Raw genomic sequence first — 17,608 nt, 5'->3', positions numbered from 1 at the left:
GGCCTTCATCACCCACGCGGCGTCGCTGCGTCAGAGTTTCCTCCATTGCGCAATATTCCTGACTGCTGCATCCCGTAGGACTCTGGGCCGTGTCTCAGTCCCAGTGTGGCTGACCATCCTCTCAGACCAGCTACCCGTCTTAGCCTTGGTGAGCCGTTACCTCACCAACAAGCTGATAGGTCGCGGACTCCTCTCGAAGTAATAGCTTACAGAGTAGAGGCCACCTTTTACCTCAGGAAGCGAACTCCCCGTGGTCTTATCTGGTATTAGCCCGTCTTTCGACGAGTTATCCCAGTCTCCGAGGCAGATTGTCCACGTGTTACTCACCCGTGCGCCGGTTTACTATTCGTATTGCTACGAAATTCTCCCACGACTTGCATGTCTCAGGCACGCCGCCAGCGTTCGTTCTGAGCCAGGATCAAACTCTCCATTAAAGGCTCATTGTCACCAATCTCAATGCGCGGCTAGCGCAAAGAGACGGTCTGACCGCAATTCAAAGAAATCGGACAGGCTTCAGATCCATTCCGGATCCCCCGCCGCCCAATTACTGGCATGCACTACTATTCAGTTTTCAAAGACCGGCCCTTTGAGGGCGAAGGGAAATAATACCGCTCGGTTCGGATCCGGTCAACACAATGTGACAGAATTTTTAGAGCGAGCTTCCCTGCGACAGCGTTTTCGCGCTGACGAGAGAAGATACTACCATCGCCGCCGCGCTTGTAAAGTGGGTCAGCGAAAATATTTTGTCGCTGCCCTTCGACTGTCCACAGGTTGTCCGCCTCGAGCGAGATAGCCCTTGTGTCCGTTAGGGTTTAGCGCTCTCGCTAATTCCCGAATGCGATCGAATCAGGCTCCGCAAGCGCAAAATAGGCCGCGCCCAGGAGCGCAAAGCCGCCCGCAACGACGAACATCGGGCTGTATCCGTAGGCGTGCGCGAGGATTCCCAGCATATACGGCCCCGCCATCGCGCCGAAGTCGTAAAGCGACGTGTAAACGCTCGAGGATCGGCCCATCGCGCCGATTTTCGTTCGCGATATCACGAGCCCGCTCAACGCGGGATAAAGATACGCGTGACCCAGACCGCCGATTATCGCTGCCGTATCCATCATCCCCCACGTTCCGATCAATCCCAGCGCCGCAATTCCTACTCCCAGCGTCGCCATCGTCGGCACCAGCATTCGATTAAGCCCGATGCGGTCCATCAGCCGCCTGCCGCCCAGCCGCGCGATTATCGCCGTCACACTGTAGAGCAGGAAGTAGATCCCCACGCGGCGCACGCCCTCCTGGTATGCGAACGGCGTGACGAAGCTAAGCCGCGGCGCGATCGCCAGCGCAAACAGCAGCGTGACGATCCAGAGCGGCAGGAGATCGCGATCAAATCCGAGCGCCAGGTACCCCGGCCCGCTCTGCGCCGCTCGCACATGATGCGGCGCTGGCCGATCGTCGGGCGTGAAATACGCGGTCGCCGCCCCAGCGGCGATAAGCGCAATCGCCACGGCAAAGAAAGCGCCAAAGCCAAACGAGTTGACAACCAGTTCAGCGACCAGCGGCGCCAGCGCGCCGGGCACCATTCCCGACAGGCTGAAGATCGCCATCGCCTCACCTTCGCGGCCGCGCGGCAGCATCTCATAGACCATCGCGAATAGCGCCACGCGCGCAGTGCCTTCGAGCAGGCCGTGAAGCGCGCGCACGAGGTAGATCGGCGCGCCCAGCGAATGAATCGGCAGATAGAGAGCAATCGCGAACATGTCCAGCACGAGAAACACGATCGCCGTCCAGCGGCATCCGCGCCGATCGATCAGCACGCCCAGGCCCGGCCGCGCCGCCAATGCAGCCAGCGATCCGGTCCCGATGATCGCGCCGATCGCAGCCGCCGATCCGCCGCGCTCGACGATCCATAGTGGAAAAAGAACGAACAGGTTCAAGACGAAGTTGAGCGCAAATGTCCCGGCAAAAACCAGCCAGAACGCGCGCCCGTAAACTATCCCTTCGGAGTGCGCCTCGGCGCTCTCACTTTGCACCGTATCGCTCATTGGCCGTCCACGAGCGACAGGATAGATGCGCCAGCGCATCGGCGAAAGGCACGGGCTGCGATCGCTCCCGCGCTCGACTTCGTCTTATGCTTCGCTGGCCGGTATAAACCCTGTCAGCCTGAATACAACGATGCGGCGTCCGCTACTGATGACGGAATTTGATCGCAGCCGGTCGATCGGGATCACGAACAGCGCGGATGCATTATCTCTTGCGGCCGCGAGGCTCGACTTGCGGGACGCTTTTCAATTGAACCGGGCCCGAGGGCTCTTCGGCGTAGTCCTGGCTCTCCATCGTCACGACGATAGTGCCCTGCGCGGATTTCGCTTGCGGAAAGTCCACGGCGATCGTCGCTTTGCCGTTGTCGCTCACCAGGAAATCATCGACCCAGCGCGCGATGCCGCGGCGCGGGAAAAACCAGATGCGATAGACCATCCCCGCGTCGAGGGCCTTCATGCCGCTCACACCGAGCATCGCCGCCGACGCTGCGGGACTCACCGCCAGGACTCCCGTCGCGCCCGCGCTATCAATGGTGCCCGCGAGTTTCGTGAGCTTGAGATCAGGCGCGAAAAGAATCTTGCCGAAGAGCTCGCCCTCCGAGGCCTCCACGCGCGCCACTCCGAGCTTGTTCCAGGTGCTCGATTGCACGTGGCGCAACTGCCGAACATCAGCCGAGAGCCGATCGATGCGTCGATTCAGAAGATGGGTGCGGTGCGAAAGAGCGACGGCAAATTCGATCGACACCATCGTCGAGGCAAGCGCGATTGCGACCGCCATCCCCGCGATCGCCCGCCACAAGCCGACGCGCTGCAGCACCGGCACTCGCTCGACGGCGTCGATGGTTCGAGTAATCGAACCAGCTTTGGACACGCTTTCTGCCATCGAGACGTTCATGACGTACGGCGCCGGCCCCGTGTTCCTATAATTTCATACAAATTCGAGACTAGGCCCGCATCGCCACAACCGCAAGATTGCGCGCCGACGACAGATCACGCCTCAACCGCGGCATTCAGATCGCCGACCGCCTCGGCGAAGTCCTCCATGAATTCCTGCACCACCGTGCGGCACGATTTCACGCTGTCGACGAGTCCCACGCCCTGGCCAACGAAGTACGTCACGAGCTCGCGCGCCTTGGGATCGCCACGCTCGGCGAAGCGTTGCGCAGTCGCGAGCGCAGGTTCGCTGATGAGGCTCTGCATCGGCATCGGCAGCGCGCCCGGGCTCTTCGATCCTTCCCAGGCGTCGGTCCACGCCGAGCGGAGCTGGCGCGAGGGCTTGCCGGTGCGGCACTTCGAGCGCACGGTGTCGCGCGAGCGCGCCTCGATCATCTTCTCGCGGAATACTTCGGAGGTTTCCGATTCGGTCGTCGCGAGCCATACCGAGCCGGTCCAGACGCCCGACGCGCCCATCGCCATGCACGCCGCCATCTGCCGCCCCGTCATGATTCCGCCGGCCGCGAGCACCGGGATATTGCGGATCGGTTTGATAGCGCGCATCACTTCCGGGATCAGCACGATCGTCGCGACCTCGCCGCAATGGCCTCCTGCTTCACCGCCCTGGGCTACGATAATGTCGACGCCAGCCTTCGCCTGGCGTACCGCATGCTCAGGCGCACCGACCAGCGCGGCGACGGGAACGCCATGCTTATGGCCCATCTCGATCATTTGCTCGGGCGGCACGCCGAGCGCGTTCGCAACAAGTTTTATCGGATGACGAAATGAAATCTCGATCAGCTTGAGCGCGTTCTCCGCCTGCATCGAGATTGGCGCTTCTGGCGAGCGCTGGCGCTCGCCCTCGATCGCCTGCGACGGCTCGATTCCATGCTCGCGCAGGAGGCCGCTGACGAAATCGCGATGCCCCTGCGGCACGCGCTTCTGCAACGCGCCGTAGGTGATTCCCTTCTCGTTCTTGACCGAGAGATTTTCCGGAATCAGGACATCAACGCCATAGGGCTTGCCGTCGATATGCTCGTCGATCCACTTGAGCTCGAGCTCAAGCTGCTCGGGCGTGAACGCCGTCGCGCCGAGCACCCCGAATCCCCCGGCCTTACTGACCGCGGCTATCACATCGCGGCAATGGCTGAAGGCAACCAGTGGAAAATCGATCCCAAGCATCGAACAAATCGGTGTTTTCATCTTAGAGCGTGCTCCGATGCGAAATTGATCGATCCTTAGCACAGCGCGCGAAGAGTTGAACGTTGCGCGGGGACGCACCGCGCATCGCCACGATGCACCTTTGTTAGCCTTTCGCTTTCCTATATGTTGGGGAGTCTCGCTATGAACCAAATACAGGACATTCACGTCCGCGCCACGGAAGCCCTCGTTCCGCCGCGCCAGTTGAAAGATGCGATGCCGGTTGATGAAGGCATCGTGCGCACCGTGGTCCAAGCGCGCGAAACCATGCGCGCAATCCTGGCCGGACGCGACTTGCGCTTTTTGTGCATCGTCGGGCCATGCTCGATTCACGACCCAGAGGCCGCGCTCGAATATGCCGGCCGTCTCGTCAAGCTGCGCGAGCAACTCGGCCCGAGCCTCTACATCATGATGCGCGTTTATTTCGAGAAGCCGCGCACGACCGTCGGATGGAAAGGGCTTATCAACGATCCGCACATGGACAATAGCTGCGACATGCGCGAGGGCCTCCGTATCGCGCGCCGGCTCCTGCTCGAGATCAACCGGATGGGGCTGCCGGCGGCGACCGAGCTGCTCGATCCGATTACGCCGCAGTACATCGCGGATTTAATCGCCTGGACCGCGATCGGCGCACGCACGACGGAATCGCAAACCCATCGCGAAATGGCGAGCGGACTTTCGATGCCGGTCGGGTTCAAGAACACCACCGACGGCAACCTGCAAGCCGCGATCAACGCCGTGCAATCTGCGCGGCGCCCGCATTCTTTCCTGGGCATCACGCAGGAGGGCCTCTCGGCCGTCATCCGCACCAGCGGAAACCCTGATACACACGTCGTGCTACGCGGCGGTCACAATCCGAACTACGACGCCAAGAGCATCGGCGAATGCGAGCAGTTGCTAACCGCAGCGGGCCTCGAAGCGCGCGTGCTCGTGGATTGCTCGCATGCGCAGACCAGCAAGGACTACACCAAGCAGCCTGGGGTGCTCGCGGCGCTGGTCGAGCAGGTACGCGGCGGCAGTCGCGCGATCCTCGGCGCAATGGTCGAAAGCAACCTGTATCCCGGTAATCAGGCGCTGTCGTCGGATCGCTCGAAGCTGAAATACGGCGTCTCGATCACCGATCCCTGTATCGATTGGCCGACGACCGAGCGCTGCCTGCTCGATTGCGCCGCCGCCCTGGCCAGCCGCTAAGCCTGGCGATTTTCGGCTTTTAATTTTTCACTGATCACGAGCGCGCCGAGCGCCGCGGTCTGGCGCGCCGAATATTCCGCCGGCCGCCGCAGCATTTTGATTCGCGGGTCCAATGCCGCGAGCCCCGATGCGAGGTTGGTTCGAATCGTGGCGAGCTCCGGCCGCGGCATGATTCGCCTGCCAACTTCCATCATCGTCTCGAGCAGCGGTGTCACTTTTGCCGGCGGCGACTTGAACTCGCGCGTCACCGTACTTGCGCTTTCATCCAGCAGCCCAATCAGATCGCCCATCGCGATTCCCGACGAATTGAAGCCGCGGAAAATCTGCTTGCGTCCGGGCGTCGAGAGCTTTCCGGCCGAAGTTTTGAGGCGCCCCGTGCCCTTGTACTCGACGAGCTTGTAAGTGAAGTCGCCCGCGGGTGCATCGTCGCTGACCGCGAGTGAAGTCCCAATACCGAAGGCATCGATCGGCGCGCTCGAATCGACCAGCTCGGCGATCTTGTACTCGTCGAGATTACCGCTCGCGAATATCGCCGTGTCCTTGAGATTTGCCTGATCGAGGAGCCGCCGCGCCTTGCGGCTGAGATCGGGCAGGTCGCCGCTGTCGAGCCGAATCGCCTGCAGCTTGAGTCCGCGCGCTCTCATCCGCGCGCCGATTTCAGACGCGATCGCGACGCCGCGTACCGTGTCGTAGGTATCGACCAGCAGCGTGCTCAGCTTCGGAAAGTTGTCGATGAAATCCTCAAAGGCCTTGCGCTCGGTTTCATGCGCCATGATGAAGCTGTGGCTCATGGTGCCGAACACCGGGATTCCGTAGCGCATCCCGGCGAGCACGTTCGCCGTGCCGTGAAAGCCCGCGATATAACTCGAGCGCGCCGTGATCAGCGTCGCATCCGCACCCTGCGCGCGGCGCGGACCGAAATCGATAAGCCGCCTGCCGGCCGCGACGCCGACGCATCGCGCCGCCTTGGTCGCCGCCATCGACGCGAAGCCGACCTGGTTGAGCGCGATCGTTTCGATGAGCTGCGCTTCGATGAGCGGCGCGTGAATCTCAACAACTGGCTGGCCCGCAAAGAAGATAGTGCCCTCGGGAAGAGCGCGCACCGCGCCGCTGAAGCGAAAGCTCGCCAGGTAGTCGAGAAACTCCGGTGTGAACAGGTCAAGCGATCTGAGATGCGCGATCGCCTTTTCGTCGAAGCGATATTCCTCGAGAGCTTCGATCAGGCGCTCGACACCAGCCGCGATCATGTAGCCGCGTCCGGGCGGCAGCCGTCGAATCCCAAGCTCGAACGACCCGGCGTCGTTGAGGCCGTGCGCGAAAAACGCCGCCGCCACGGTCAGTTCGTACAGATCCGTCAGGAGCGGAACTTCGGACGCGTCGAGACGCAGGTCAATCGGCATCGCGCGTTCCTGCCGCGGCAGCGATTCCCGATGCGATCATCGCTGCGGCTCCGGCGGCTCGGGCGGCGTGGGCGGCTTGGGCGCCGCGGCGGGTTCCTGGACGATGCGCGTCTCCTGGAGCGCACGATCGTGCAGCACGTCGGCCATGCGCTTGAGATGCGTGTCGACGAGGTCGTTAATCGTGCCCTTTTCGCCGATCGAGCCCGCGCGCACGCCGGTCAGGATTTCGATTCCATGATCGATCGTATCGACCGGGTAGATGTGGAACTGGCCCTGTTCGATTGCCGCCGTCGTTTCGGGCTCCAGCATCAGGTTGGCGAGATTTGCACGCGGCAACAGTACGCCTTGCGTGCCCGTCAGACCGATCGCCTTGCATACGCGGTAGAAGCCTTCGATCTTCTCGTTGGCGCCGCCAATCGCCTGCACGTTGCCGAATTGATCGACCGATCCCGTGACCGCGAGTTCCTGCCGGATCGACACGCCGCTTATCGCAGAGAGCAACCCGTAGAGCTCGGTCGAACTCGCGCTGTCGCCATCGATTCCCGAATACGATTGCTCGAACGCGATACTCGCCGTCATCGCAATCGGATGCTGCTGGGCGAAGCGCGAGCGCAGAAAGCCGCTCAGAATCATGATGCCCTTGTCGTGGGTCGCTCCCGAAAGTCGCGCCTCGCGCTCAATATTGATAAGGCCCGCCTGTCCGAGCGCGACCGTGATCGAAACGCGCGAAGGACGACCGAACGAGTAGCCACCGACATCGAGCACGGCGAGGCCGTTGATCTGGCCGACACTGCGGCCGGTGATATTCACGACCAGCGTGCGATTTGCGATGAGGCGGCGGATCTCCTCCTCGATAAAATTGAGCCGGAGCCTGCGCTCGATAAGCGCCCGCTCGACGTGCCGCGCGCTGACCTTTTCGACCGAATCGGCGCGGGCGAAGTATGCCGACTCGCGCGCCAGATCGTCGATCGGCTCGAGCATCGCCAGCACGCGATCGCGATCGCCCGCCATCCGCATCCCGAATTCGACGATTTTCGCAAGCGCCGAGGCGTCGAAGAGCGGCAGATTCTCGCGCCGCGCGAGCGTTCCGACCCGTGCGGCATATTGAAGCGCCGCCTCGCGGTTCGCATCGACCGCGGGCCGCATCTCGGCCTTGATCTTGAACAACTCGCCGAAGTCCTGATCATAGAAATACAGCAGATTGTAGAGATTTCTACTGCCGAGTACTGTCACCTTGTTCTCGACTTCGATCGGCTCCGGGCGCAGGCCGCTGGTCGCGAAGAACGGCAGCGGCTCGAAGGTCTCGATCGTCATGCGGCCCGACTTCAGGATTCGCTTGATCGTCTTCCACACGCCCGGCTCGACCACTGCGTCTTCCAAATCGAAAACCAGGAAGCCGCCGTGCGACTTGATATACGAGCCGCCAATGATGCGCGTGAAGTTGGTGCCGGTGCGCCCCAGCGGATCGATCCAGCGCTCGATCGTGCCGAACAGATTGCGATAGTTGGGCGCGTCTTCGATGATCACCGGCGCGCCCTTGGTGCGCGAGTTATCAACCATCAGGTTGACCTGGTACTCGACGAAGCGGCGCCCACCTTCTTCGCCCCCGGGCTGCACCGGAACCGGGCCCTGCTCAGCGGCCTCGCGCTCGCGGAAACGCTCGAGATGCCGCAGCATGTGGTCGCTCATGTCATCGAGGTAAGAATCGACGCCTGGATTCGAGAAGTGTCTCTTGAGCTCGGCGATCGCGGGCTTGATGAGACGCGCCGCGAATGAGCGTTCGATCTCGCGGATATCGTCGATCAACTCGCGCATGATCTCCTGCTGCTTGAGCAGGATCGTCCCGAGCTGCTCTTGCAACTCCGCCTGCACGCGCGCGAGCTCCTCGCGCTCGGCATCAGTCTTCTTCTGCATCGCCTGGTTAAGCGCCTCAGGCGACTCGGGCATCTTGCCCTCGATGAGCGGAATCAAAATGATCTGGCCGTTGGGTGCGGCCTGGACGGCGAAGCCGCGTTCGCGCGCGCGCTGCTCAAGGCCGCCGAACAATTCCTGCGCGCGCTTGTTGTATTTCTCCCGGAGCGCCGTGCGCTCCTGGTCGAAATCCTCACGGCGAAAAGCTTTCGGCAGTTGGTCGACGATGTAGGTCAAAAGATCGGCGACGCGCGTATGTAGCACCAGTCCCTGGCCCGCTTCGAGATAGATCGCGACCGGAGATTCCGGGTCTTTGAAATTGTGAACGTAAACCCAGTCGCCAGGCGTCGGCATCGACGCGGCTTTCTCCGCCAGGAGCCGCACGACCGTGTTGCGCTCCTCGCGCGTGCGAAGACCGGAGACGAATACGTTGTAACCGGGACCGCCGACACCGATCGCAAGCCGTATCGCATCAAGTGCGCGGCCTTGTCCGAGCAGCTCTTCGACTTGACCCTGAGACGCGGAATGCTCGAGCTCGGCGGCTTCGACAGGAAGCTTGAGCCGCAGCTCGGCCGCGGCGAGCTCGACCGGCGGCGCGGCCGGCACAAGGTCGGGTTTCGGGTTAGAGTGGTCGCCTTGATCAGTCATACCGGCCTGTCGGAAGCAGCGTCAGGAATGCTTGAGCGTGACGCGGCGCCCTTTCTTTTTGGGGAGTGTGATGGTCAGGACGCCGGCCGACCAGTGCGCGCCGGCATGTTCATTTTCGATCTCGTCGGCAAAGCGGAACGAGCTTTCGACCTTCTCGCCCTGCGGCGACGGCACGCGCGCCGTCAGTCTGTGATCGCTGACTTCGACTTCGATATGCGCGGGGTCGATATGGGCAGCCTCGATCCGCACCTCGTAATGATCGCCGCGGTCGAGCACGGCGGCGCGCTCGAACTCGCCGCCCGCGCGCCAACGCCCGATGAGCATCTCATCGAAGAACTCATCGATGACACGTTCGAAGTCGTCGAATAAGGAAGCGCGCGGCTTGGCCATGAGAAAACTTTACCCCGATTCCCGCGCAATACTAACGCCGCTCAGCGTCGCACGTCGAGGGTTAACGCGTGCAACGAGTTGCTGAGGTTGCGCGATGGAATCGCCGGCGCAGTCGCGGCTTTGCAAAGAGTGCCAAGCGTCACGGCGTCATAGGATGGTCCAGCAGACGATCGAGGGCGGCACGGCTCGTGTCCATCCAACGCGCCACTTCGGATTTGGAAAGGCGGCTTTCTTTCATCGCGGCCGCGACTTGCCGCGCCAGCACACGTTTGATCGCGCTCGCAGCGGCCTCGTCGTAGAGCTTTTCCTCGCGCAACCAACTGTCGAAAGGTGATCCGATGAGCGGGGACAACAGGCGCGACGGCACCATTTTTGGTACGCGTGTCCTGGACCAAAGGCGAGAGCTCACGCCATTTGTCGTGCGCCGGCATCCGGCTGTCAAACTCTTTGGCACCGTTTGTAGCGACCTCGGCACGAGGCGCCCATCCACCTGATTCCCGCTCGCTCTTTAACCGTGCTTGCCACCCATTTCGGGGCGCAGTATGGTTCGGACGTGGCTAACTTCACCAAAATTGTGGCGGCGACTGATTTCTCAGAAGACTCTGCGTTGGCCTTGTCCTACGCGCAGGAGATGGCGGCGAAGTTCGGCGCCGAACTCGTCCTGCTGCATGTCGACCAGCCGCTCGCGCCCGTGATGATGACGCCCGAGCTCGGCCCGGCGATGGACATCGGCGCCATGAGCCGCATCGCCGAGGAGCAGCGCATGCTCGCGCAGCGCGAGCTCGACAAGCTGATCAAGAACGTGCGCGATGCCGGCCTCAAGGGCAAATGCCTGCTCAAGGTCGGCTCGCCGTTCCTCGAAATCCTGCACACCGCGCAGAATGAAAAGGCTGATCTGATCGTGCTCGGTACTCACGGCCGCACCGGCCTCGCCCACGTGCTGATGGGCAGCGTCGCCGAGCGCGTGGTGCAGAAGGCACCCTGCCCGGTGCTCACCATTCGCCATCCCGATCGCAAGTTCAAGCATCCGATCGACAAGTAGTCGATTTCCAACGACGACAACGAACGCCCTCCCGCATCGAGGCGAGAGGGCGTTTTTGTTTTGAATGAATTGCGCGCTCAGAGACCCGGCAACCTAGGTGTCTCCTGCCAGCCTTTGCGGGCGCGGCAGGCGTCGAGGTAGGCGCGAACCCGTGGGAAGGGCGAGAAATCGAACGCGGCTTTCTCGATCACGTTAAGGGTCGGGCAATAGTCACAATCGACCAACGAGAAGTCAGCGCCGAGCATCCATTTGTTCGTGGCCAGATGCTGGTCGAGGATTCGCATCGGATCGACGAGGCCTTTCTCGCCGCGCGCGATCGCAGCCTCATCGGACGGCGCGCCAATGAGCTTCGCCGCGATCCGGTTGAAGGCGAGATCGGTCGCCGATGGTCCGATCGTGCTCGTCAGGTAGAAGAGCCAGCGGAGCGCGTCGGCGCGGCCAGCTACCGTCGTCGGCCAGAGCTTGCCCGTCTTCTCGCCCAGGTACGCGAGGATCGCGTGCGATTCCCACAGCTTCAGGTCGCCGTCGACGAGCACCGGCACGCGGCCCGCGGGATTCAGCGCGAGGAACTCGGGCGTATGACTCTCGCGCCTGGTGAGATCGACCGGCACCATCTCGCACTTGAGGCCGAGCTCGTTTAACGCGAAATGAATCTTCTGCGGATTTGGCGACGGAAAGTAGTAGAGCTTCATCGTTTTTCTCCCAGAAACGGATCACCACCAAGACACCAAGTCACAAAGTCGGAGAATTATCTTCGAGTCTTTGTGCCTTCGTGGTAAGAAGTTCTGCACTAAGCCCTGATCACGACTGGACTCCTGCGGCAGTGCGGAAATAGCCGAGAATCGTTTCCCAGCCGCTGTCGTAATTCTTGCGCGCATCCTGCGTCTTGGCGTCCTGCTCCCATCCGCTGTGCTCGAGCTCGACGCGAGTGCCGCCGCGTTCGGGCGCGAAGCGGATTTCGACCCGGGTTGTCACGTCCCAGCTCGGTGCTCGCCAGGTAAATGCGACGATCGCGGGCGGCTGATAGGCGGTGATCCTGCCGATCTCGTATTCCGAGCCGTCGATGCGCCGTTCGTAGAAGCGTCCGCCGACTTCGCCTTCGAGATAGAGCTTCGTATCCTTGCCGCCGAACCCTCCCGGCCACCATTGCGTGATCTCCTCGCAGAAGACTCTGAAGGAGACCTCCGGCACGCGCCCGACAAAGATCGATTTGCGGATTGTCATTGCGGCCTATTCCTGGCGACCGCCCTAATATGTAACCTCAGAGTTACGTATTGTCAAGCGCAAATTCGAGCTCTGAAAATTAAAACGCCCTCCCATCCGGGAGGGCGTTCAGTGACAGTTGGTTAGCGGCCCTGGAAACGCGGGGCGCGCTTTTCGAGGAAGGCCTTGACGCCTTCTTTGAAGTCGTCGGAACGCGTCATCATCTCCATCGACTCGTCGTCTTCGCGGATGCCGGTGGCAAGATCCGTGAACAGGTGCTGGTAGATCATCTTCTTGGCCTGCGAGACGCCGAGCGGCGAGCACTTGTCCGCGATGTACGATGCGGTCTCGCGCGCCGCACTCATCAGCTCAGCCTGCGGCACCACGCGATGTACGAGGCCGATGCGCAGAGCCTCTTCCGCATCAACGAGCCGCCCCGTGATCGCGAGCTCGACCGAGCGCGCCACGCCGATGATCCGCGGCAGCATCCAGCTCGAGCCGTGCTCGATCGCAAGGCCGCGCTGCACGAAGATAAATCCCATACGCGCGTTGTCCGACGCGATGCGGATGTCCTGGTAGAGGCAGGTTGTGAAGCCAAGTCCGACGCATGCGCCATTGATCGCACCGATGACGGGCTTGTTGAGCGCTAACGGCCACGAATAGGTCGTGCGATAGTCAGCGCGCTGTGCAGCGAGCCATTCGTCCGGCGCGGCGGCGGCGCGGGCGGAAGCGTTGCCAGAGGCAATATTCGACAGCCCGGTCATGTCGGCGCCCGCGCAATACGCGCGGCCAGCGCCAGTCACGATGATCGCGTTGATGCTCGGGTCGCGATCGGCGTCGAGCATCGCGGTCTTCATCTCCGCGCCCATCGACGACGTCCACGCATTCATTTTCTCGGGCCGATTCATCGTGACGGTCGCGATCCGATCTTTCTTCTCGAAAATGATTTCCTTGAATTCCATTTGTGATCCTCCGCGCGATGGCGACGCCGCGATCAAAGCACTTCCCCGGCGTGAAATCTAACGCGAATGGCGCGGACTGGACGCGATTGCGCCACTTTCATCGACTTGGAACGGCTGTTAGTTAAGTCGCGATGCAAAACTGCTCACCCTCGTACCGATCTCTGTTCTGGATCGGCAGCATTGCGCTGGCATTCCTTGCTGGAGCTCTATCTCTCACCGATCGAGCGCTGGCTCAGCCGGCTGCCGCCCCCTGGCCCCAGCAACCCGTCATCGCGCAGCATGGGATGGTCGTGTCGGAAAGCGCCGACGGTTCACGCGCGGGTGTGGAGATTCTCAAAACGGGAGGCAACGCGATCGACGCGGGCGTCGCGACGGCGCTGGCGGTTTGCGTCACCAACGCCAGCTCGTGCGGAATTGGCGGCGGCGGTTTCATGCTGGTGTACCTCGCCAGGCAGCATCGCTTTTATGCGCTCGACTATCGCGAGACGGCGCCCCTGAAGGCGAGTCCCACGATGTACATGCAGGGGGGCAAGGCCAACGAGAAGCTCGCGCAGGACGGCGCGCTCGCGGTCGGGGTGCCGGGTGAGATTGCGGGTCTCGCCACAATCCTTAAGCGCTTCGGCACGATGAAGTTCCAGGCCGTCGCCGCGCCGGCGGCGAAGCTCGCCAACGGCGGGTTCATCGTGTCGCCGCATCTGGCGAGCGAGATCGCGCGCGAGGCGAACGCGATGAAAGCCGATCCCGAGCTCGCCGCGATTTTTCTCAATCCCGACGGTTCGCCGCACAGGGCGGGCGACACCGTCTACGAAAAAGATCTCGCCGCCACGCTGCGGAGCCTCGGCGACGACCCGGTGCCGAAGTTCTATCGCGGCGATATAGCTGACGCGATCGCCTCGTTCGTCAGCTCGCACGGCGGGATTCTCTCGGCGCAGGATTTCGCGAACTTCCGCCCCCGCTGGCAGGATCCGATTCATCACGAGTTCCAGGGTTACGACGTTTACACGATGCCGCCGCCGTCCTCGGGCGGCGTGTTGCTCGAGATGCTGGCCGCGCTCGAGCCAGGCGACATCGGCGGGCTCGGGGTCGATTCGCCGCCTTACCTGGCGCGGCTCATTGAGGTGATGCGGCAGGGGTTCATCGATCGCGAGAGCTACGCCGATCCCGATTTCGTCAAGGTGCCCGTCTTCGACTACCTGTCGCCAATGCATATCCAGCAGTTACGCGACCGCGCGCTGCATCCGAAATCCCCAGCACAACCGGTTCCGGCGGCGCATGATCATGGCACCTCGAACATGATGATCGTGGACAAGGACCTGAACGTCGTCGTGATTACGACGACGATCAACACCGCATTCGGTGCCAAGGTCGCCGTGCCCAAGCTCGGTATCATCCTCAACGACGAGATGGATGATTTTTCTGTGGCGCCCGGTGTGCCCAACGCGTACCACCTGATGGGCGCGACCGCCAACGACATCCGGCCCGGCAAGCAACCGCTTTCCTCGATGACGCCGATCATCGTGCTGAAGAAAAACGCGCCGTATATGACGTCGGGCGGTTCGGGCGGACCTACGATACTCACCGGCGTGCTCCAGGTTGCGCTCAACATCCTGAGCTCGCACATGGATCCCGCAAGCGCCGTCAACGAGCCGCGTATCCATGAGCAGGCCGCGCCCGACGTCGTGATCGTCGAGCAGGCGATGCCCGAGGCAACGCGCAACTCGCTTGCGCAAATGGGCTACAAGCTCAGGGTCGTGCCGATGCTCGGCGCGGTGGGCGCGATGACGATCGAGCCGGGCAACCTGCGTGGCGCGTTCGATCCGCGCAAGGGCGGCGGCGCCGAGGGCTACTAGCGTTTCGCGGCCGCCTCGGCACGGCTAGACTCACCATCCGTGTCTCTTCAGGCCTCCGAGCCGCTCGCGGCGGAAAATCCGCTTCGCGAGACGGAATCGATTCCATACTGGATGCTGGTTGCGGCGCTCTTCGCGCTGGCGGCGTTCGTGTTTTTCGTCAACCTGTGGCGCTATGGCCTGTGGGAACCCGACGAGGCGCGTTACGCCGAAATTGCGCGCGAGATGGTCGAAAGCCGCGACTACCTCGTGCCTCATCTCAACTACCTCGCCTATGTCGAGAAGCCTCCGCTGCTCTATTGGATAACGACGCTGTCGTTCGACGCATTCGGTATCAACGAGTTCGCAGCGCGCGTGCCGGTCGCGCTGTCAGCATTGGTCGGCGTGCTCACGACATTTTACTTCACGCTCAGGACCTACGGCCGCCGCCATGCGATCCTCGCCGGCGCGATTCTCGCGACGATGCCGCTCTACCTGGTGATGGCGCAGGTGCTCACTACCGACATGATGCTGACCTGCTTCACGACGATCGCGTCGTTCGCGATGTACCTGCATTGGCGCGAGGGCGGGCGCTGGTGCTGGCTCGGATACCTGGCGATGGCGCTGGCGGTGATGACGAAAGGTCCCGTGGGCGCGGCGATTCCGATCGTTGCGATGGCGGGTTTTCTCGTCTGGCAGCGGGAGCTGCGCGGCGTGCTGAGCCGCTTCCACGCGATCGCCGGCGCCGCGCTCCTGATCGCGCTATGCGCGCCGTGGTTCGTCATCATGACGATTCGCGAACCCGGCTATTTCGATTTCTATTTCATCGGCGAGCATCTGCGCCGCGCGTTCGTGCCCGACTACAGCCATGCCGAATCATTCTATTTCTATCTTCCTGTTATCGTGGCGGGAGCGTTGCCGTGGTCGTTGATGGTGCCGCTGCTGACATGGCGCGGCGCGCCGAAGAATCCCGCGCGACGCTTCTGTCTCGGCGCCGCGATTCTGATCGTCGCGATGTTCTCGGCGTCGAGCGCCAAACTGATTCCCTACGTATTGCCGGCGTTTCCATTCCTCGCGGTGCTGATCGCCGACGGAATCGCGTCGTGCATCTGGCCCCAACCCGGAGCGCTAAGACCGCCTGATACGCGGATCCTGGTTGAAAGCGGCGGCTTGCTGATCCTGATGGGAATCAGTGCCGCGGTCGCGGCCGCGATCGCAAATCACCTCAGAACTCCTTACGTGATTGCCGCTCGGCCCGCATTGTTCGCGATCGCCGCAGTGTTTATTGCGTTCGGAGCGGTCGCGACGATGCTCTTTCTGCGCCGTCGCGCCACGCTCGGAATCACTGCCGTCGTCGCCGCAATGGCGGCTGCGTTTTTCGCCGGCACGTTTGCCCGAATCGAGCTCGAACCGCTGCGATCTTACGCCGCACTCAGCCGCGCGATCGCCGCGCGCACCAGCGACGCCAGCATTCTCTGCTACCATCGGTACGTGCAGGGCCTCGCCTTTTACAATCGGCGCCGCGTGATGCTGCTCGGGCCGCGCACCGAACTCGACTTCGGCTCGCGCCTCGATCCCGACGCGAATGATTGGTTCCTGATCGGCGACCCTGCGCTCTACGAATGGTGGCAGCAACCCGGCAGCAAAATAATCGTGCTCGACGCGGACGATCTCGATCGAATGAAACCTCAGCTCGGGAATTTCGAACTTGTCGCTTCCGAAGGCCACAAACGAGCCATCATCAACGGTGCAACCGCAACCTCCCGGTGAGGCGCCGCGCCGCGGTCATCCATACCGCGCGTTTGTGATTCGCGCAGGACTGGGCGCGGCAATCGTCACGTTCCTGTTGTGGCGCTTTGCGGGACGCTCGGTGCTGCATACGCTGACCCGCGAGGATCCGGCGTGGTTCGTCGGCGCGGTCTGCGTCTATATCGCGGGACAGCTTCTATCGTCCAAACGATGGCAACTGCTTGCTGGTGCGCTCGGCCTCGGCGGCCCCTATTGGGAATACGTCCGCTACTACTTCATCGGGATGTTCACGAATCTGTTTGTGCCGGGGCTGCTCGGCGGCGATGCGGCGCGATCGATCTATCTCGGCCGGCAGCACAAGCAGCTCGCAGCCGCGATCGCCTCGGCGGTCGCCGATCGCGTGGCCGGCCTGCTCGGACTTTTCTGGCTCGCCGCGTTCGCCGCGATGTTTCTGAATCGCAATGGACTGCCGCCAACGGTCACGCGCCCAGTGATCGCGATCGGTGTTGTCACGATAGGCGGCCTTGCCGCCGCTCCGTGGCTGGTTCGTGTTATCTACTTGTTACCGGGAACGCTGAGGCGCGCCGGCGAGGAGATCGCGCTGTATCTGCATCGCCCGCGCACCATGATGATTCCGATCGCCCTGTCGGTGGGACTGCATATCTCGCTCGCCATCTGCCAATGGATGCTGGCGCGCGGACTCGGCCTGTCAGCCAAGCTCACGCTGTTCGTTCTGGTAGTTCCGATTGCCAATGTCGCGGCGAGCCTGCCCGTGACGTTCAACGGACTGGGACTCCGCGAAACTGCCTACCTCTTCTTATTGGGGATGGCGGGTATCGGCCATGACGACGCGATCGCGCTGGGACTCTTGTGGTTTGCGGCTACCATGCTCGGTGGGCTGACGGGAGCGATCGCTTTCATCACGACCCCGACCCCTGTTGGCCAGCCGGTCAGCTCATCTCAAACGCCCCCATTGACCTCTAAGTGACTTCTATCATGCTTTAGCTGCTACGTCGGGTGAGCTTACTAATAACGCGCAGAAATACTGCCGAAATCTTGCACCTCGCCGACCTGCGCATGTATATTCTCTTGACTAACCAAGCGGACAGGCACCGGAGACACC

At 62.2% G+C, this 17,608-nt stretch carries 15 protein-coding genes and 1 rRNA gene; 5 read left to right on the top strand and 11 right to left on the bottom strand.

Going from position 1 to position 17,608, the window contains the following annotated elements:
• The 4 genes from VMA09_09165 to VMA09_09150 form a co-directional block, all read right to left on the bottom strand.
• Positions 1-434, bottom strand: a 16S ribosomal RNA gene (locus VMA09_09165); the annotation flags it as partial.
• 390 nt (positions 435-824) lie between these two features.
• Entirely contained in the window at positions 825-2,033 is a 1,209-nt protein-coding gene (locus VMA09_09160; protein ID HUA33759.1) for an MFS transporter, read from the bottom strand.
• A gap of 202 nt (positions 2,034-2,235) precedes the next feature.
• Positions 2,236-2,913 carry an anti-sigma factor gene (locus VMA09_09155; GenBank protein HUA33758.1) on the bottom strand — a complete coding sequence of 226 codons (678 nt, stop codon included), beginning with the start codon at positions 2,911-2,913 and terminating at the stop codon, positions 2,236-2,238.
• Positions 2,914-3,020: 107 nt separating this feature from the next.
• Positions 3,021-4,166, bottom strand: a complete 1,146-nt coding sequence (locus VMA09_09150) for a nitronate monooxygenase family protein (GenBank protein HUA33757.1) — start codon at positions 4,164-4,166, stop codon at positions 3,021-3,023.
• Positions 4,167-4,307: 141 nt separating this feature from the next.
• On the opposite strand from VMA09_09150, the gene VMA09_09145 reads away from it, so the two are divergent.
• Positions 4,308-5,354 carry a 3-deoxy-7-phosphoheptulonate synthase gene (locus VMA09_09145; GenBank protein ID HUA33756.1) on the top strand — a complete coding sequence of 349 codons (1,047 nt, stop codon included), beginning with the start codon at positions 4,308-4,310 and terminating at the stop codon, positions 5,352-5,354.
• On the opposite strand, the gene VMA09_09140 is transcribed toward VMA09_09145, so the two are convergent.
• The 4 genes from VMA09_09140 to VMA09_09125 all read right to left on the bottom strand — a co-directional run bounded on the left by VMA09_09140 (position 5,351) and on the right by VMA09_09125 (position 10,073).
• Positions 5,351-6,754: a nicotinate phosphoribosyltransferase gene (locus VMA09_09140; GenBank protein ID HUA33755.1), complete on the bottom strand. Its 1,404-nt coding sequence runs from the start codon at positions 6,752-6,754 to the stop codon at positions 5,351-5,353. The two genes, VMA09_09145 and VMA09_09140, sit on opposite strands and share 4 nt — an antisense overlap.
• Before the next feature lie 36 nt (positions 6,755-6,790).
• Positions 6,791-9,313, bottom strand: coding sequence for an ATP-binding protein (locus VMA09_09135; protein HUA33754.1), 2,523 nt, complete (start codon positions 9,311-9,313; stop codon positions 6,791-6,793).
• Positions 9,314-9,334: 21 nt separating this feature from the next.
• Positions 9,335-9,703, bottom strand: coding sequence for an Hsp20/alpha crystallin family protein (locus VMA09_09130; GenBank protein HUA33753.1), 369 nt, complete (start codon positions 9,701-9,703; stop codon positions 9,335-9,337).
• Between the two features lie 139 nt (positions 9,704-9,842).
• Positions 9,843-10,073, bottom strand: coding sequence for a hypothetical protein (locus tag VMA09_09125; GenBank protein HUA33752.1), 231 nt, complete (start codon positions 10,071-10,073; stop codon positions 9,843-9,845).
• Between the two features lie 183 nt (positions 10,074-10,256).
• On the opposite strand from VMA09_09125, the gene VMA09_09120 reads away from it, so the two are divergent.
• Positions 10,257-10,745, top strand: coding sequence for a universal stress protein (locus VMA09_09120; protein HUA33751.1), 489 nt, complete (start codon positions 10,257-10,259; stop codon positions 10,743-10,745).
• 77 nt (positions 10,746-10,822) lie between these two features.
• Here VMA09_09120 and VMA09_09115 read toward each other — a convergent pair whose 3' ends face one another.
• From VMA09_09115 to VMA09_09105, 3 genes are all read right to left on the bottom strand, one after another.
• Complete coding sequence (locus VMA09_09115) at positions 10,823-11,437, bottom strand: glutathione S-transferase family protein (protein HUA33750.1); 615 nt, start codon at positions 11,435-11,437, stop codon at positions 10,823-10,825.
• 109 nt (positions 11,438-11,546) lie between these two features.
• Positions 11,547-11,969 carry an SRPBCC domain-containing protein gene (locus tag VMA09_09110; protein ID HUA33749.1) on the bottom strand — a complete coding sequence of 141 codons (423 nt, stop codon included), beginning with the start codon at positions 11,967-11,969 and terminating at the stop codon, positions 11,547-11,549.
• A gap of 122 nt (positions 11,970-12,091) precedes the next feature.
• Positions 12,092-12,910 carry an enoyl-CoA hydratase-related protein gene (locus VMA09_09105; GenBank protein ID HUA33748.1) on the bottom strand — a complete coding sequence of 273 codons (819 nt, stop codon included), beginning with the start codon at positions 12,908-12,910 and terminating at the stop codon, positions 12,092-12,094.
• Between the two features lie 131 nt (positions 12,911-13,041).
• On the opposite strand from VMA09_09105, the gene ggt reads away from it, so the two are divergent.
• From ggt to VMA09_09090, 3 genes are read left to right on the top strand one after another with little or no spacing between them, the layout of a single operon-like run.
• The gene (gene ggt, locus VMA09_09100; GenBank protein HUA33747.1) at positions 13,042-14,760 is read left to right on the top strand and encodes a gamma-glutamyltransferase; all 1,719 of its coding nucleotides are present in this window, start codon (positions 13,042-13,044) and stop codon (positions 14,758-14,760) included.
• A 39-nt stretch (positions 14,761-14,799) separates the two neighbouring features.
• Entirely contained in the window at positions 14,800-16,506 is a 1,707-nt protein-coding gene (locus VMA09_09095) for a glycosyltransferase family 39 protein (GenBank protein HUA33746.1), read from the top strand.
• Positions 16,484-17,473 (top strand): lysylphosphatidylglycerol synthase transmembrane domain-containing protein, encoded by a 990-nt coding sequence (locus VMA09_09090; GenBank protein HUA33745.1) that lies wholly within the window; start codon positions 16,484-16,486, stop codon positions 17,471-17,473. The genes VMA09_09095 and VMA09_09090 overlap by 23 nt, the downstream gene beginning before the upstream one ends.
• The last annotated feature ends 135 nt before the right edge of the window (positions 17,474-17,608 follow it).

The sequence above is a fragment of the Candidatus Binataceae bacterium genome, from assembly GCA_035508495.1.
Lineage (GTDB): Bacteria > Desulfobacterota > Binatia > Binatales > Binataceae > JASHPB01.
This window is presented reverse-complemented; position numbering and strand designations above follow the sequence as displayed.

What these genes read in the sequence shown, in the direction of transcription:
- VMA09_09160 (HUA33759.1), bottom strand. Translation starts at nt 2,033, where the DNA reads ATGAGCGATACGGTGCAAAGTGAGAGCGCCGAGGCGCACTCCGAAGGG.
- VMA09_09155 (HUA33758.1), bottom strand. Translation starts at nt 2,913, where the DNA reads ATGGCAGAAAGCGTGTCCAAAGCTGGTTCGATTACTCGAACCATCGAC.
- VMA09_09150 (HUA33757.1), bottom strand. Translation starts at nt 4,166, where the DNA reads ATGAAAACACCGATTTGTTCGATGCTTGGGATCGATTTTCCACTGGTT.
- VMA09_09145 (HUA33756.1), top strand. Translation starts at nt 4,308, where the DNA reads ATGAACCAAATACAGGACATTCACGTCCGCGCCACGGAAGCCCTCGTT.
- VMA09_09140 (HUA33755.1), bottom strand. Translation starts at nt 6,754, where the DNA reads ATGCCGATTGACCTGCGTCTCGACGCGTCCGAAGTTCCGCTCCTGACG.
- VMA09_09135 (HUA33754.1), bottom strand. Translation starts at nt 9,313, where the DNA reads ATGACTGATCAAGGCGACCACTCTAACCCGAAACCCGACCTTGTGCCG.
- VMA09_09130 (HUA33753.1), bottom strand. Translation starts at nt 9,703, where the DNA reads ATGGCCAAGCCGCGCGCTTCCTTATTCGACGACTTCGAACGTGTCATC.
- VMA09_09125 (HUA33752.1), bottom strand. Translation starts at nt 10,073, where the DNA reads ATGGTGCCGTCGCGCCTGTTGTCCCCGCTCATCGGATCACCTTTCGAC.
- VMA09_09115 (HUA33750.1), bottom strand. Translation starts at nt 11,437, where the DNA reads ATGAAGCTCTACTACTTTCCGTCGCCAAATCCGCAGAAGATTCATTTC.
- VMA09_09110 (HUA33749.1), bottom strand. Translation starts at nt 11,969, where the DNA reads ATGACAATCCGCAAATCGATCTTTGTCGGGCGCGTGCCGGAGGTCTCC.
- VMA09_09105 (HUA33748.1), bottom strand. Translation starts at nt 12,910, where the DNA reads ATGGAATTCAAGGAAATCATTTTCGAGAAGAAAGATCGGATCGCGACC.
- ggt (HUA33747.1), top strand. Translation starts at nt 13,042, where the DNA reads ATGCAAAACTGCTCACCCTCGTACCGATCTCTGTTCTGGATCGGCAGC.